General features: G+C 71.4%; 12 protein-coding genes. 6 read left to right on the top strand and 6 right to left on the bottom strand.

Going from position 1 to position 12,929, the window contains the following annotated elements:
* The first annotated feature begins 58 nt into the window (after positions 1-58).
* Genes ACIBHY_RS18670 through ACIBHY_RS18660 form a run of 3 tightly spaced genes read left to right on the top strand, consistent with a single transcriptional unit; the run spans position 59 to position 2,177 of the window.
* Complete coding sequence (locus ACIBHY_RS18670) at positions 59-571, top strand: GNAT family N-acetyltransferase (RefSeq protein ID WP_397257430.1); 513 nt, start codon at positions 59-61, stop codon at positions 569-571.
* The gene (locus ACIBHY_RS18665) at positions 568-1,167 is read left to right on the top strand and encodes a TetR/AcrR family transcriptional regulator (protein WP_397257428.1); all 600 of its coding nucleotides are present in this window, start codon (positions 568-570) and stop codon (positions 1,165-1,167) included. The genes ACIBHY_RS18670 and ACIBHY_RS18665 overlap by 4 nt, the downstream gene beginning before the upstream one ends.
* 35 nt (positions 1,168-1,202) lie before the next feature.
* A complete protein-coding gene (locus ACIBHY_RS18660; protein ID WP_397257426.1) occupies positions 1,203-2,177 on the top strand; it encodes an NAD(P)-dependent oxidoreductase in 975 nt (324 codons plus the stop codon).
* On the opposite strand, the gene ACIBHY_RS18655 is transcribed toward ACIBHY_RS18660, so the two are convergent.
* A complete protein-coding gene (locus ACIBHY_RS18655) occupies positions 2,152-2,454 on the bottom strand; it encodes a hypothetical protein (protein ID WP_379613188.1) in 303 nt (100 codons plus the stop codon). The genes ACIBHY_RS18660 and ACIBHY_RS18655 overlap by 26 nt on opposite strands.
* Before the next feature lie 130 nt (positions 2,455-2,584).
* Between ACIBHY_RS18655 and ACIBHY_RS18650 the strand changes: the two genes are divergently transcribed.
* Positions 2,585-3,985: a methyltransferase gene (locus ACIBHY_RS18650; protein ID WP_397307305.1), complete on the top strand. Its 1,401-nt coding sequence runs from the start codon at positions 2,585-2,587 to the stop codon at positions 3,983-3,985.
* Positions 3,986-4,264: 279 nt separating this feature from the next.
* Here the strand turns inward: ACIBHY_RS18650 and ACIBHY_RS18645 are convergent, their stop codons facing one another.
* From ACIBHY_RS18645 to ACIBHY_RS18635, 3 genes are all read right to left on the bottom strand, one after another.
* Positions 4,265-7,246: an AfsR/SARP family transcriptional regulator gene (locus tag ACIBHY_RS18645; protein ID WP_397307304.1), complete on the bottom strand. Its 2,982-nt coding sequence runs from the start codon at positions 7,244-7,246 to the stop codon at positions 4,265-4,267.
* A gap of 244 nt (positions 7,247-7,490) precedes the next feature.
* Positions 7,491-8,138, bottom strand: coding sequence for a GNAT family N-acetyltransferase (locus tag ACIBHY_RS18640; RefSeq protein WP_379613191.1), 648 nt, complete (start codon positions 8,136-8,138; stop codon positions 7,491-7,493).
* A gap of 103 nt (positions 8,139-8,241) precedes the next feature.
* Positions 8,242-9,525: a pyridoxal phosphate-dependent aminotransferase gene (locus ACIBHY_RS18635; protein WP_397257420.1), complete on the bottom strand. Its 1,284-nt coding sequence runs from the start codon at positions 9,523-9,525 to the stop codon at positions 8,242-8,244.
* 79 nt (positions 9,526-9,604) lie between these two features.
* Here ACIBHY_RS18635 and ACIBHY_RS18630 point away from each other — a divergent pair, with 79 nt between their 5' ends.
* Together ACIBHY_RS18630 and ACIBHY_RS18625 are read left to right on the top strand one after the other, a co-directional pair.
* Positions 9,605-10,540 carry a LysR family transcriptional regulator gene (locus ACIBHY_RS18630; RefSeq protein WP_397106126.1) on the top strand — a complete coding sequence of 312 codons (936 nt, stop codon included), beginning with the start codon at positions 9,605-9,607 and terminating at the stop codon, positions 10,538-10,540.
* 10 nt (positions 10,541-10,550) lie between these two features.
* On the top strand, positions 10,551-11,222 hold the full coding sequence (locus tag ACIBHY_RS18625; RefSeq protein ID WP_397257418.1) for a ribonuclease HII: 672 nt from the start codon (positions 10,551-10,553) through the stop codon (positions 11,220-11,222).
* On the opposite strand, the gene ACIBHY_RS18620 is transcribed toward ACIBHY_RS18625, so the two are convergent.
* Both ACIBHY_RS18620 and ACIBHY_RS18615 read right to left on the bottom strand, forming a co-directional pair.
* Positions 11,219-12,478, bottom strand: coding sequence for an FAD-binding oxidoreductase (locus tag ACIBHY_RS18620; RefSeq protein ID WP_397307303.1), 1,260 nt, complete (start codon positions 12,476-12,478; stop codon positions 11,219-11,221). The genes ACIBHY_RS18625 and ACIBHY_RS18620 overlap by 4 nt on opposite strands.
* Before the next feature lie 4 nt (positions 12,479-12,482).
* A complete protein-coding gene (locus tag ACIBHY_RS18615) occupies positions 12,483-12,920 on the bottom strand; it encodes a carboxymuconolactone decarboxylase family protein (RefSeq protein WP_397257414.1) in 438 nt (145 codons plus the stop codon).
* Positions 12,921-12,929 lie beyond the last annotated feature (9 nt).

Below are 12,929 nucleotides of genomic sequence, written 5' to 3'. Positions count from 1 at the left end.
CGCATATCATACCTGAGTCTAGTTGACAGACTCAGGTGCGCCGCGAGACGCTGAGTCTATGAAGGGAACCCAGATTCGCCCGATACGCACGGGGGACGAGGCCGCGCTCCGGTGCTTCCTCGCGGGGTTGTCGCTGCACACGCAGACGCTGCGGTTCTTCACGGGGTTCAGCCGCCCGTCGGCCGGCCTGATCGGTGCTCTCATGAAGATCGACGAGCTGAGGGACGCTCTGGTCGCCGTGCACGAGGGCGAGATCGTCGCCCACGCGATGAGTTACCGGGGCTGCCGCACCGACGTCGAGGTCGCCGTGGTCGTCACCGACCGGTGGCAGGGGATCGGCCTCGGGCCGAAACTGGTCGACACGCTGCTGATACGCGCCGCCATCCGCGGCGCGACCACCGTCGCCATGGACGTTCTCGGCGAGAATCGGCGGGCCCTGCGCCTGATCCGCAGGGCCTGGCCCGACGCGAAATTGACGGTCTCTTCCGGTTCGGTCGAGGTGACCGCTATGATCAAGCAGGCGGTGGTATTTGCGGAACAAGGTTCTGTTGGCTCACCATTGACTGCGTGAAGAGTGTCAAGAACGGACGCGACGGCCGTACCCGCATCATCGAGGGTGCCCTCCGCCGCTTCAGCCAGGACGGGGTGTCGGCCACCACGCTGGCCAGCCTCCGTGAGGAGAGCGGCGTCAGCGTCGGCAGCTTCTACCACCACTTCGCCAGCAAAGAACACGTCTTCGGCGTGCTCTACTCCGAGATCCTCGCCGTCTACCAGGCCGAGTTCCTGGCCGAGCTGACCAGCCGGACCGAGGCGCGCGACGGCATCGAGGCGGTCGTGGCCTTCCACATGCGCTGGGCCGGCGAGCACCCCGAACGCGCCCGCATCCTGGTCAGCGAGCGCCCGCCGCGCAAGAACGAGCCCGGCGGCCAGGAGGTCGCCGACGCCCGCCGCGCCTTCTTCCGCCAGGTCTCCGACTGGTGGAAGCCGCACATGAAGAACGGCCTGCTCCAGCCCGTCCACGCGACCATGTGCTACGTGCTGTGGCTCGGCCCGGCCCAGGAGATGTGCCGCCTGTGGTTCGCCGGCGCCCACACGCCCACCGACGAGGAGATCAAGGGCCTGGGCGAGGCCGCGTGGCAGAGCCTGCGCCAACGTCCGGACGCATAGGGACGAGTACCCTCTGTGATGTTATTGTCACAAATGTGAGACGACCTCGGGCGCTGGTCCTGCCCACCCTGCCGGAGACCGCTCTCGCCAGCCTGGGCGAGTTCGCCGACCTGGCCGAGGTTCCCGCCCGGCCCAGCCTCGGTTTCTCCGACGAGCAACTCGCCGACCTCGTCATCGGGACCGGCGCCTCGGTGATCGTCACGGAGGGTGACCAGGTCCGCGCGTCGGTCCTGTCCCTCCCGCTCGACATCGTGGCCTGTGTCGGCTCGCCGACGAACGTCGACCTGGCGCTGGCCGCCGAGCGCGGCGTCGCCGTACTCCATGCCGCCGACCGCGACCCCGACGCGGTCGCGGAGCTCACGATCGCGCTGCTGTTCGCGGTCAGCCGCCACGTGGTGGCCGCCGATCGCGAGGTACGGCGCGGCCGCGTCTACCGGGGCAGAATCCCCCCTTCCGAGCGCCACCGCGGCTTGCGCCTGTCCGGACGCACGCTCGGCATCGTCGGCCTGGGCCGGGTCGGCAGGGCGCTGCGCTGGCGCGGCCAGGGCCTCGGCATGAACGTGATCGCCTGCGACCCCTACGCTCCCGACGCCGCCCACACGCTGCAAGAGCTGATCGCCGAGGCCGACATCGTCTCCCTGCACGTGCCGGTGACCGAGGAGACGCGCGGCTTCATGGGCCCGGCCGAGTTCGCCGCCATGCGCCCGGGAGCGATCTACCTCAACACCTCGCGCGGCGCCCTGCACGACCTGGCGGCCCTGGTGGACGCCCTGCGGTGGGGGCAGCTCGGCGGCGCCGGCCTCGACCACTTCGAGGGGGAGTGGCTGGACCCCGCCCACCCGCTGACCCGGCTGCAGAACGTGGTGCTCACCCCGCACCTCGGCGCGGCCACCGGGGAGAGCCATGTCGAACACGCGCACGCGCTGGTGGCCGACATCGGGCGCACTCTGCGCGGCGAGGAGCCCGCCTACCTCTGTCCGCCGGTCATACCGGTAGCCGGACTCTTGTAGCGATCCGCCAGCTGTGGGCGTCGAGGGAGATGTCGAGCCTGAGTTCGCCGCGCTGCCTGCGCAGTCCGGGCACCCGCAGCCGGTCGTGCACGGCGAAGCGCCCGCGATAGGGGTAGCCGAAACCCAGCTCGCCCGGCAGCACCCTGAGGTCGTCGTGGTTGCCGCAGCTCGGGCAGATCCACGAGACCAGATCCAGGCCGCGGTTGTAGTCGGTGCAGGCGCGGAAGTACTCGTCGGGCCTGAACCGGGACTCGCAGGCGAGGCAGGGGATCAGCACCTCCTACAGATACCGCGGGCGGCTTACTGCCCGCTTGCAGAACGCTTGGGTAGCTCCGTAACAGTATGGTTACGCAGAGTTTCTGATCTTGCGTCGGTGTCTGGGGTGAGTTGCGGTCCGCGGTGGAAGGATGGGATCCGTGGAACGACTGCGCGAGCATCTGCTGGAGACCGGCTACACCATCGACGGAGTCCGCGACCGACTGGGCGCGGTGGCGGCCGGTGCGCTCGCGCGTGAGGAACTGGTCCCCGCCCTGCGGACCACGGCCGAACGCGACCCGCTGGCCACGCTGATCCGCCTGTTCTGGCTGGGCGTCCCCGTCCCGGCCAACAGCGTCACTCCCGAGGTGCTGGCCTCGGGCCTGGTCACGACCGCCGACGACGAGGTACGGGCCACCGTCCACCTGCAGCCGTGGGAGACCGACGGCTACCTCGTCTCCGACCGCAAGGTACGCCCCGGCGACCCCGAGCTGAGCCCCGACCACGTGGTGGGCGCGGGTGGCGCCTCGGCCAACCTCGCCCAGCTCGTCACCCGCCGCCCGGTGGAGCGCGCGCTCGACCTGGGCACCGGCTGCGGCGTACAGGTGCTCCACCTGGCCGGGCGCGCCGAGCGGATCACCGCCACCGACGTCAACCCGCGCGCCGTCGAACTGGCGGGCCTGAGCTGGGCGCTGTCCGGCATCACCGGCGTGGACGCCAGGACGGGCTCGATGTTCGAGCCCGTCCGGGACGAGTTGTTCGACCTGATCGTCTCCAACCCGCCGTTCGTGATCTCACCCGCCGGCAAGCTCACCTACCGCGAGGTGGGCGGCGACGACTTCTGCCGCGCTCTGGTACGGCAGGCCCCCCGCCACCTCAACCCCGACGGCCAGGCCCACTTCCTCGCCAACTGGCTCCACGTCGAGGGCGAGGACTGGCGCGACCGCGTGGGCGGCTGGCTGGGCGAGACCGGCTGCGACGGCTGGGTGGTGCAGCGCGACGTCCAGGACCCGGCCGAGTACGTGGAGCTGTGGCTCAAGGACGCGGCGGAACAGGGCACCCCCGGCTACGCCCGGCACTACGACCAGTGGCTGTCGTGGTTCGACGAGCGCAAGGTCGAGGGGATCGGCTTCGGCTGGATCACCCTGCGCAACTCCGGCACCCTGGACCCGGTGGTCAGGGTCGAGCAACTGACCCATCAGGTGGAGATCCCGGTGGGCCAGTACGTGGACGGCGTCCTCGACGCGATCGCCGCCGCCCACCGCGCCAGCGGCCTGGAGGAGGCCCGCCTGCGTACGGTCGAGGGCCTGCTGGACGAACGCGTCGGCCGGCCGGGCGCCGAGGATCCCATGAAGATCGTGCTCCGCCAGACGAGGGGCCTGCGCAGAACACGGGACGTCGGCACGGTGGAGGCGGCCCTGGCGGGGGTCTGCGACGGCGACCTGGCCCTGGGCCCGCTGCTCAACGTGATCGCGGAACTGGTGGGAGACGGCGAGCAACTCGACGCCGACGCCCTGCGCCCGCTGATCGCGGAAGGCTTCTTCCACGTGTGAGCCGTCAAGGGAAAAGGACATTGATTCCGCGTTGATTGGACGTTGACAGGGGCGGGAGAAGCTGAGCGCACAGACACGGACCTGGGGGGTTCGAGGTTCGTGTCTGGTCCGGCCGGTCGTCAAGTGAGGCGGCTAACCGTCACGTGGAGCATCCGGATAACCGGGCCCCCTAGCGAAGCGTGGCGGTAGATGACCGGCCGGGCTGTAACCTTCCGCTCCCACCAAGGGGCAGCCTTGATCAACCACGTATGGATGACGCGACTCGACGACGAGCTGTACTCAGGTCTCGACGACCTGGGCGCTGTCGAGGAGGGCCTTGATGTCCCCGGCTTCGGGGGCGCCGAGCCTGGAGAAGATGTCGAAGGCCTGACGTAGGCAGTCGGTGCTGCGGGTCGTGCTCCCCAGGCCCATCAGCGCCTTGCCCAGCACCCCGAGCGAGAGGGCCTCGCCGTAGGGGTGGCCGATCTCCCTGCTGACCACGAGGGCCTGTTCGGCGTGGCGGACGGCGTCGGAGTAGCGCTCGGCGGTGATGAACGTCTCGGCCAGGCGCGAGCAGACCCGCTGCTCCCACACCCGCTGCTTGCTCGCCCGGAAGAAGGAGAGGCATTCGGCGTGGTGATGGACGGCCTCGGCGATGCGGCCGACCCGCGACAGGACGATGCCGAGGTGGTAGCGGGCGCGGGCGGTGCCGGCGCCGCTGCCGATCTCGGTGAAGATGGCCAGGCCCTTCTCGGCCGCGGCGATGGCGTCCTCGGGGCGGCCGAGACCGAGGTGCTCGCGGGCGGAGTACGACAGGACCAGCGCCTCGCCGGCGGGCACGCCGTTCTCGCGGTAGAACTCCATGGCGGCGTCGAACCAGTTGAGCGCCTCGGTGTGGCGGCGCTGGCGGCCGACGACGACGGCCAGGGCGTTGCGCACCTCGCCGGTGACGACCTTCTCCTCGCGGTCGACCGACAGCTCGTGCACGATCCTGAACTGCTCTTCCGCCTGCTGCAGCTGGTTGCCGGCGAACAACACGCGACCCAGCACGTAACGGGCGCGCAGCTCGCTGCCGGCGTCGCCGATGCGCTGCGCGGTGGCCAGCACGGCCCGGGTGGCCAGGTCGAACTCGCGGGTGTGGGTGCCCGACTCCAGCAGCGGCTCCATCGCCAGCAACATGTCGGCCGCGGGCAGCAGCTGCTCGCCGGTGCGCGAGGCCGAGGCGGCCTGGTTGATCGCGGCGAACAGCGCGTCGCCCTCGGCGATCAGCCACGCCACCGCGTCGTCGGCCGAGGTGAAGACATGCCCGCTGCCGACCACGACCAGATTGTCGGAGATCATGCTGCCCTCGTACGCCAGCCGGTGCGCCGACTGGCAGGAGGCCAGATAGAACCCGAGCAGCCGGCGCAACGCCATCGTGCGCGCCTGCGGCCGCTCCGACTTCTCCAAGGTACGGCGGGCGAACAGCTTGAGCAGATCGTGGAAGCGGTAGCGGCCAGGCGCCGGAGCCTCCAGCAGGCTGGCGTCGACCAGCGACTCCAGCAGGTCCTCGGTCTCGAACGTGCTCATCGACAGCACCGCCGCGGCCGCCCCGGCCGAGATGTCGGGGCCGTTGGGCAGCGACAGCAGCCGGAAGGCCTGCGACTGGGCGGCGTCGAGCTGGCCGTAGCCGAGCGCGAAGGTGGCCTCGACGGCCAGGTTGCCCACCCGCAGCTCGTCCAGGCGGCGCTGCTCGTCGGCCAGCCGCGGCACCAGCGAGGCGACCGTCCAGGAAGGGCGGGCGGCCAGCCGGGCGGCCACGATCCGCACCGCCAGCGGCAGGAACCCGCACGCGGCGACCACGTCCATGGCCGCGCCGTGCTCGGCGGCCACCCGTTCGGGCCCGGCCACCGTGGCGAACAGCGACAGCGCCTCGTCCGGCTCCATCACGTCCAGGTCGATCAGGCGGGCCGAGGGCAGATCGGCCAGCTTGACCCGGCTGGTGACGATCGCCGCGCACCCGGGCGTGCCCGGCAGCAGCGGGCTGACCTGCTTGGCGTCGCGGGCGTTGTCGAGCAGCACCAGGATGCGCCGCTCGGCCAGCAGCGACCGGTACAGCGCCGAGCGCTCCGACAGCCCTTCCGGGATCACGTCCGGCGGGATGCCCAGCGCGCGCAGGAACGCGCCGAGCGCCGACTCCGGCGCGGTCGCCTCGTCGGTGTAGCCGCGCAGGTCGGCGTAGAGCTGGCCGTCGGGGAACTGGTCGTCGGACAGGTGCGCCACGTGCACGGCCAGCGCGGTCTTGCCCACACCGCCGATGCCGCAGATCGCCGCGACCGGGACGCCCTCGTGGGTGCCGCTCTGGGCCGAGGACAGCAGCGTGCGCAGCCGTCCGGCGATCTCCTTGCGGCCGGTGAAGTCGTTGACCGCGGCGGGCAGCTGCGCCGGGCGCGGCAGTTCGTGCGCCGGCTCCTCCCCGTGGTCGGTGTCGTCGGTGAGGTCGACCACGACCGAGACCGTCAGCGCCGGGTCGGCGGCCAGGATGCGCTGGTGCAGCACGGTCAGCTCGCGGCTGGGCTCCACGCCCAGCTCCTCGATCAGCGCCTCGCGGGTGTCGGTGAACACCGCCAGCGCGTCACCCTGCCGGCCGCACCGGTACAGGGCCAGCATCAGCTGGGCGCGCAGCCGCTCGCGCAGCGGGTGGTCGGCGGTCAGCGCGACCAGCTCCGAGACGATCGCGGGGTGGTTGCCGAGCTCGAGGTCGACGTCCATGAGCGTCTCGACCACGCTGAGCCGGCGCTCGATCAGCCGGTCGCGCTGGTGGTCGGCGTACGGCCCGACGGCGCCGGCCAGCGGCTCGCCTTCGAACAACGCCAGCGCGCCGCGCATGCCGTCGGCCGCCTCCGCGGGCTTTCCCGCCCGGCGGGCGGCCTCGGCCTCGGCGATGCCGCGTTCGAAACGGGTCAGGTCAAGGGCGCCGTCCGGCAGGCGCAGCGCGTACCCCCGGCCGACGGAGGTCAGCAGCTCGGGACGGGTGCGCGCGGGACGGTGGGGCTCCAGCACGGTGCGCAGCCGGGAGACGTAGGTGCGCAGCGCGCCCAGCGCGCGCGGCGGCGCGTCCTCGCCCCACACCGCGTCGATCATCTCCGTCGGCGTGACCGCCCGGCCTTCCCGCAACAGGAGCATGCCCAGAATGGAGCGCTGCAACGGGGTACCCAAATCGACTTCCTGGCCGCCGCGCCATGCGCGAACGGGACCGAGCACAGCGAAGCGCAGTTCGCTTTCGATGGCGTGACCAGCCATGCCGTGTGTCTCCCAGGCAATGGAACGATTTGTTACCAAATGATAGATCCATACTTGCCTAACACATAGGCATGAGCCAATTCGTTAACCGAAGCGTTGATCCGCCGTTGATCGGGTGTTGAGCCTGGCCGGTGATGCTGATAGTGCAGCGGGCATGGCCCCGATACGGGGGCGGCCGTGCCCGTCCCCATAGATATGAGGGGCCCCGCCCTGAAATGTCGGGCGGGGCCTTAGCGGACGGTTGCTATGCGGCGGCCTCGACGAGCCCGAGTCTGCCGGAGAGGCGTTCTCGGACCGCGGGCCATTCTGAGCTCAAGATCGAGTAGAACGCGGTATCTCGGACCGTGTCGTCGGCGCCTCGGCTTTCCGCTCGCCGCACCCCGTCGAAGTGTGCGCCGAGGGCCTCGATGGCGGCCAGGGACCGTTCGTTTCTTACATCTGCTTTGAGCGTGATGCGGTGGACGTTCCAGGTCTCGAAGGCGAGTGAGAGCATCAGGAACTTGCTCTCCCGGTTCACACCTGTGCCCTGGGCCGAAGCGGCCAGCCAGGTGTAACCGATGTCCGCCACGGACGGGACGTCGCCCACCGTCGCGCGAGCACCCGGAGGCCAGGGCATGGGGCCCTGCCAGTACTCCAGGTTCATCAGACGGGTGGCACCGACCACACGGTCGGTGTGCAGCCACCGGATGGCGAAGGGCATCGTGCGGCCCTCCGCCTGCTCAGCCATGGCGGCCTCCACATAGGAGGCAACCTCGTCCCGGCCATGCGGGACGCGAGTGAAGGCATACGTGGAGCGGTCTTCACTCGCCGCGGCGGCGAGGTCTTCGACCGCCGCGAGGCTGAGAGGTTCCAGGCGCACGAGGCGCCCGGACAAGGTGACAAGAGCGGGCATGAGCACATGATGAGGGCTGCTGTGCCCACCTGTAACCACGTGACGCGTGTCAACATTTTCGGGTTGCGGAAAACAGGGTGTTTTCGCAGGTCAACCTGGAGAATCAGCCCAAAGATTCGCCCAACTGTGACACCAGCGAGCGGTGCCGTTCACGTGGCCGCCGCACCGACAGTTCTTTGAGCCCCATGAGCAGGTGATCGAGGCTGCCGGAGATCCACGGCAGGCACAGCGGGTCGGCCGAGGTGAGGGCGGTCAGCCGCTCCTCGGTGCTCTCCCCGTAGAGAAGGCTCGTGGCCACCCGTACGCGCGCCGCCGAGGGGTCGTCCCCGAAGGCGTGGCCGGGCAGGACGCCGATCCCGTGCTCGTCGAGCAGGATCCGCGTGACCTCCGCGGAGCCGCCCAGCCGCAGGTGGCCGAGATCCGGGTAGAGGTAGAAGCCGCCCTGCGGTTTCGCCACCGCGCAGCCCGCCTCGACGAACCGGTCGTAGACCGCCCGCGAGACCTTGGCGTGCAGCCGGCGGCTCTGGTTGACACGTTCCACCAGCTCCGGCGGCTCGGTGAAGGCGTAGGCCGCGGCGTCCTGGACCGGCGCAGCGGGCGCCGACCAGATCTCGCTGGCCACCGCGAGCAACTGCCTGCGCAGCTGGGTCGCGCCGTCCGGCAGCCGCGCCACGCCGATGCGCCAGCCGCCCAGCGCCAGGCTCTTGCTCAGCCCCGTCGTGATGACCGTCCGCTCGGGCGCGAGATCGGCCGGAGAGGTGTACGGCAGCGCCGTGTCGTGCAGCAGATCCCGGTAGATCTCGTCGGAGATGATGACCAGGTCGAGCTCGCGGGCGACCTCCACCAGGCGGTGGATGGTCCGCGGCGACGCGAGCCGCCCGGTGGGGTTGTCCGGCAGCGTCACCAGCAGCGACCGTACGGTCCTGCCCTGGGTGCGCGCGTGCAGCACCGCTGAGACGAGTTTGTCGGGATCGGGCGCCCCACCCTCGCCGGGGGGCGCCGGGACCATGATGGGCTTGGCGCCGACCAGGTCGGCCTGGGCCGCGTAGCTGACCCAGCTCGGCGCGGTCATCACGATGTCGCCGCCCAGCGCCAGGATCATGCCGTACAGGAGGGACTTGCTGCCCGGCCCGCACACCACGTAGTCGGGGTCGGTCGCCAGTCCCCGCCGGTTCCAGTAGCCCGCCGCCGCCTCGCGCAGCTCGGCCGCCCCCGCGACCGGCCCGTAGCCGTTGCGCTCGGATGCGGCGACCAGCTTGTCGCGCAGCGCCGGGTGGACGGGCAGCCCCGCCTCGCCGAAGGCGAGGTTGAGCACGCGTTCCCCGGCGCGCCGTCTTCGCTCGATGTCCTCGTTGGCCGCCAGCGTGGCGGAGAGGGTAACCGTCATGTTTGTCACGTTCCCAGCGTGGTTGGATAGAGGCATAAGTACAAGCGAGGCTTCATGTGGGTAGGCATAAGGAAGTCCGATGCTCGATCTGCGCCGTCTGACCTTGATCTGCGAGTTCGCCCGCCGCGGCAGCATCGCCGCGACCGCCGCGGCGCTCGGCTACAGCCCGTCCGCGGTGTCCCAGCAACTCGTCGCGCTTGAGCGGGAGACGGGCACCGCGCTGCTCGACCGGACCGCGCGCAGCGCCGAGCTGACCGACGCCGGACGCCGTCTGGTGGCCCACGCCGAGCGCATCCTGGCCATGGTCGAGGAAGCCGAGTCCGACCTTTCCGCCCAGGCGGGCAGCCCCACCGGGCGTGTGGTCCTGACCGCCTTCCCGACGGCCGCGGTCGCCTTCGCGCCCGCGCTCGCCCGTACGCTGCGCCGCCACACCGAGCTGTCGCTCCGGCTCGGGCAGAGCCGCTCGGGCCGCGGCATGCGCGAGGTGCAGGCGGGAGAGGTCGACATCGCGCTCATCGACGACTGGTACGGCAGAGCCCGCGACAGCGACAGCACCCGCGTCTTCCCCCTCCTGCACGACCCCCTGGTGCTCGTGGTGCCGCGCAAGCACCGGCTGGCCGACCCCGACATCCCCCTCGACCTGGCCGAACTGCGCGACGAGCCGTGGATGGCGACCCCGGACGGCGAGCCGTCCCGCCTGGCCGTGGACCGGCTGTTCGTCGACGTGGGCGGCACCAAGCCCACGCCGTGGGAGTTCGAGGGCCTCGGGACGATCCTGTCGCTGGTGGCCAAGGGCATCGGGATCGCCGCGGTCCCGTCCCTGGCGCTGGCCGCGGGCGTGCGCGGCATCGCGGTGCGCACCTTCCCCGGCGACCCGGTCGGCAGGGAGGTGCACGCGGTGGCCCGTACCTCCAGCGTGCACCGGCCGTCGGTGTCGGTGACCCTGCGGGCCATCCACGTGGCCGCCCGCTACATCGCGGCCGATCTGGAGCAGTTGCGGCTGGCCGAGCGATAGCCTCTGCCGCATGGCGCCCACCTACGACATCGAGCGGCAACTGCTCGCCCTGCCCAGCATCCGCCTGGTCGCCGGCGTCGACGAGGTCGGCAGGGGCGCCTGGGCGGGGCCGGTCACGGTCTGCGCCGTGGTGAGCGACCTGTCCGAGCCGCCGGCGGGGCTGACCGACTCCAAGCAGCTCACCCAGCGCCGCCGCGAGGGCCTCATCGGCGACCTGGAGTCCTGGGCCGCCGGCATCGGCTTCGGCGAGGCGTCCCACGCGGAGATCGACACGCTGGGCATGACAGAGGCGCTCTCGCGGGCGGCCAGGCGGGCGCTCGAAGCCCTGCCGGTGCGCCCTGACGCGGTCATACTCGACGGCGCCCACGACTACATCGGCCCGCCCTGGCCGGTCCGCCTGGAGGTCAAGGCGGACGCGGTGAGCGTCTCGGTGGCGGCCGCCTCGGTGCTGGCCAAGGTGCGCCGCGACGCGTACATGGGCACGATCGGCTGCGACGAGTACGGCTTCGCCGACAACGCCGGCTACCCGTCGCCCATCCACCTGACAGCACTGGCCGAGCACGGCCCCACGCCCCACCACCGCCTGTCCTGGTCCTACCTCGACGACCTGCCGAAGTGGCGCCACCTGAAGCGCCACCGCGACCCGCTCGCCGGCGAGGGCCAGGAGGCCCTGTTCGGCTAGATCGGATAGTTGGCGCGGAAGACGCCGTTGGGGTCGCGCCGCCGCTTGATCTCCCGCAGCCGCTCGTGGGCGAGCGCGCCGAACGCCTGCGCCGCCTTCTCCCCAGGCTTCAGGAAGGTGTACGGCTTGCGCCCCTCCCCGCCCAGCGCGGCGGCCAGCGCGATCTCCTTGCCTTCCACGTCACCGGTGCCCGGGATGCCGAACATATACAGCAGGTACGGATCGGCCACCGCCCCCGCCGCGCTGTCCGACGGCCGGGATAGCGCTCCGCCCAGGTGCCGGATCTGCACGCTGAGCAGCGGGTCGATGGGCTCGCTCAGCAGCGCGGCCGCGTGTTCCAGGCTCGGCAGCAGCTCGGCGTGCGACTGGCCGGGGCCCGGGTCGGTCGGCTCCTGCTCGATGGAGCCGAGCTCGTGCACGGGCAGCTCGGCGTGGCTGTCGGAGATCAGGCCGGCGATCTTGCCGAACGGCGCGAGCAACGCCTTGGCCTCCCGCTCCGGGCCGAGGTAGGTGGAGTCGAGCGCCACGAACGGCGGGGCGCCGGGGAACTGCAGCAGATCCAGCCACAGGGTCAGCTCGTCCGGCGCCACGGCCGTCACCCGCCGGAACGCCTCCAGCACCTCGGGGGCCCGCTCGGCCGGCCAGAGCAGCCGCCCGCCGTACAGCTGGGGGGCGGGGTGCAGGTCGATCTCCAGGGCGGTCACCACCGCGAAGTCGCCGCCACCACCCCGCAGCGCCCAGAACAGGTCGGGGTCGGACTCGGCGCTCACCCGGCGCGGCGCGCCTTCGGCGTCGACGATCTCGAAGGCGCGCACGCTGTCGGCGGCCCAGCCCCACGCGCGGCTGAACCAGCTCAGCCCGCCGCCCAGGGTGTAGGCGGTCACGTTGACGGCGGGGGTGCTGCCGGCGAGGCCGGTCAGCCCGCGGGGACCGGCCGCTTCGAGGAGCCTGCCCCACTTGACGCCGGCGCCGACCCTGGCCACACGACCGTCCAGGGTGACCTCGTCCAGGCGGGAGGTGCGCAGGAGGATCGTGCCCTCGGTGTCGCCGCTGGCACCGTGGCCGCTCGGCTGGGTGGTGACGGTCAGGCCGTTGCCGGCCGCGTGGCGGACGAGCGCGGCCACGTCGGCGGCGTGCGCGGCGTGGGCGACGGCCAGGACGGGCTGCTCGATCGCCAGGTTCCAGGGCTTGGTGGCCTGCTCGAAGGCGGCGTCGCCGGGGCGCAGGATCAGGCCGTCGAAGTTCTCGATGTTCATGGTCTTACGCTCCTGCGGTGGTGCGGATGGTGACGTTGATGCGGTTCCAGGCGTTGATGTTCGCGATGGCCAGGACGAGGGCGGCCAGTTGCTCTTCCGTGTAGTGGTCGGCGGCGGCGTCCCAGACGTCGTCGGGCACGCCCGCCGGGTTGTCGCTCAGGCGGGTGGCTGCCTCGGCCAGGGCCAGGGCGGCGCGCTCCTCGTCGGTGTAGTACGGCGCCTCGCGCCACGCGGCCACGGACCAGAGGCGCTCGTCGCTCTCGCCGGCCCGCTTGGCGTCGCGGGCGTGCATGTCGACGCAGTAGCCGCAGCCGTTGATCTGGCTGACCCGCAGGCGGAGCAGCTCCAGGGTGCTCTGGGGGACGTCGCAGCGGCGCAGGTGGGCCTCGACGGCCAGCAGGCCCTGGTACCCGGCGGTGGCGATCTTGATGCGGGCGCTCATGCGCTATTC

The sequence above is a fragment of the Nonomuraea sp. NPDC050547 genome, from assembly GCF_044457345.1.
GTDB lineage: Bacteria > Actinomycetota > Actinomycetes > Streptosporangiales > Streptosporangiaceae > Nonomuraea.
Note: the sequence above shows the minus strand (reverse complement) of the source record. Positions and strands in the feature narration are given on the sequence as shown.

Bases quoted from the DNA above. Each gene is read 5' to 3' on its own strand.
- ACIBHY_RS18670 (WP_397257430.1), top strand. From the start codon at position 59: ATGAAGGGAACCCAGATTCGCCCGATACGCACGGGGGACGAGGCCGCG.
- ACIBHY_RS18620 (WP_397307303.1), bottom strand. From the start codon at position 12,478: ATGAACATCGAGAACTTCGACGGCCTGATCCTGCGCCCCGGCGACGCC.
- ACIBHY_RS18630 (WP_397106126.1), top strand. From the start codon at position 9,605: ATGCTCGATCTGCGCCGTCTGACCTTGATCTGCGAGTTCGCCCGCCGC.
- ACIBHY_RS18650 (WP_397307305.1), top strand. From the start codon at position 2,585: ATGGGATCCGTGGAACGACTGCGCGAGCATCTGCTGGAGACCGGCTAC.
- ACIBHY_RS18625 (WP_397257418.1), top strand. From the start codon at position 10,551: ATGGCGCCCACCTACGACATCGAGCGGCAACTGCTCGCCCTGCCCAGC.
- ACIBHY_RS18615 (WP_397257414.1), bottom strand. From the start codon at position 12,920: ATGAGCGCCCGCATCAAGATCGCCACCGCCGGGTACCAGGGCCTGCTG.
- ACIBHY_RS18635 (WP_397257420.1), bottom strand. From the start codon at position 9,525: ATGACGGTTACCCTCTCCGCCACGCTGGCGGCCAACGAGGACATCGAG.
- ACIBHY_RS18645 (WP_397307304.1), bottom strand. From the start codon at position 7,246: ATGGCTGGTCACGCCATCGAAAGCGAACTGCGCTTCGCTGTGCTCGGT.
- ACIBHY_RS18640 (WP_379613191.1), bottom strand. From the start codon at position 8,138: ATGCCCGCTCTTGTCACCTTGTCCGGGCGCCTCGTGCGCCTGGAACCT.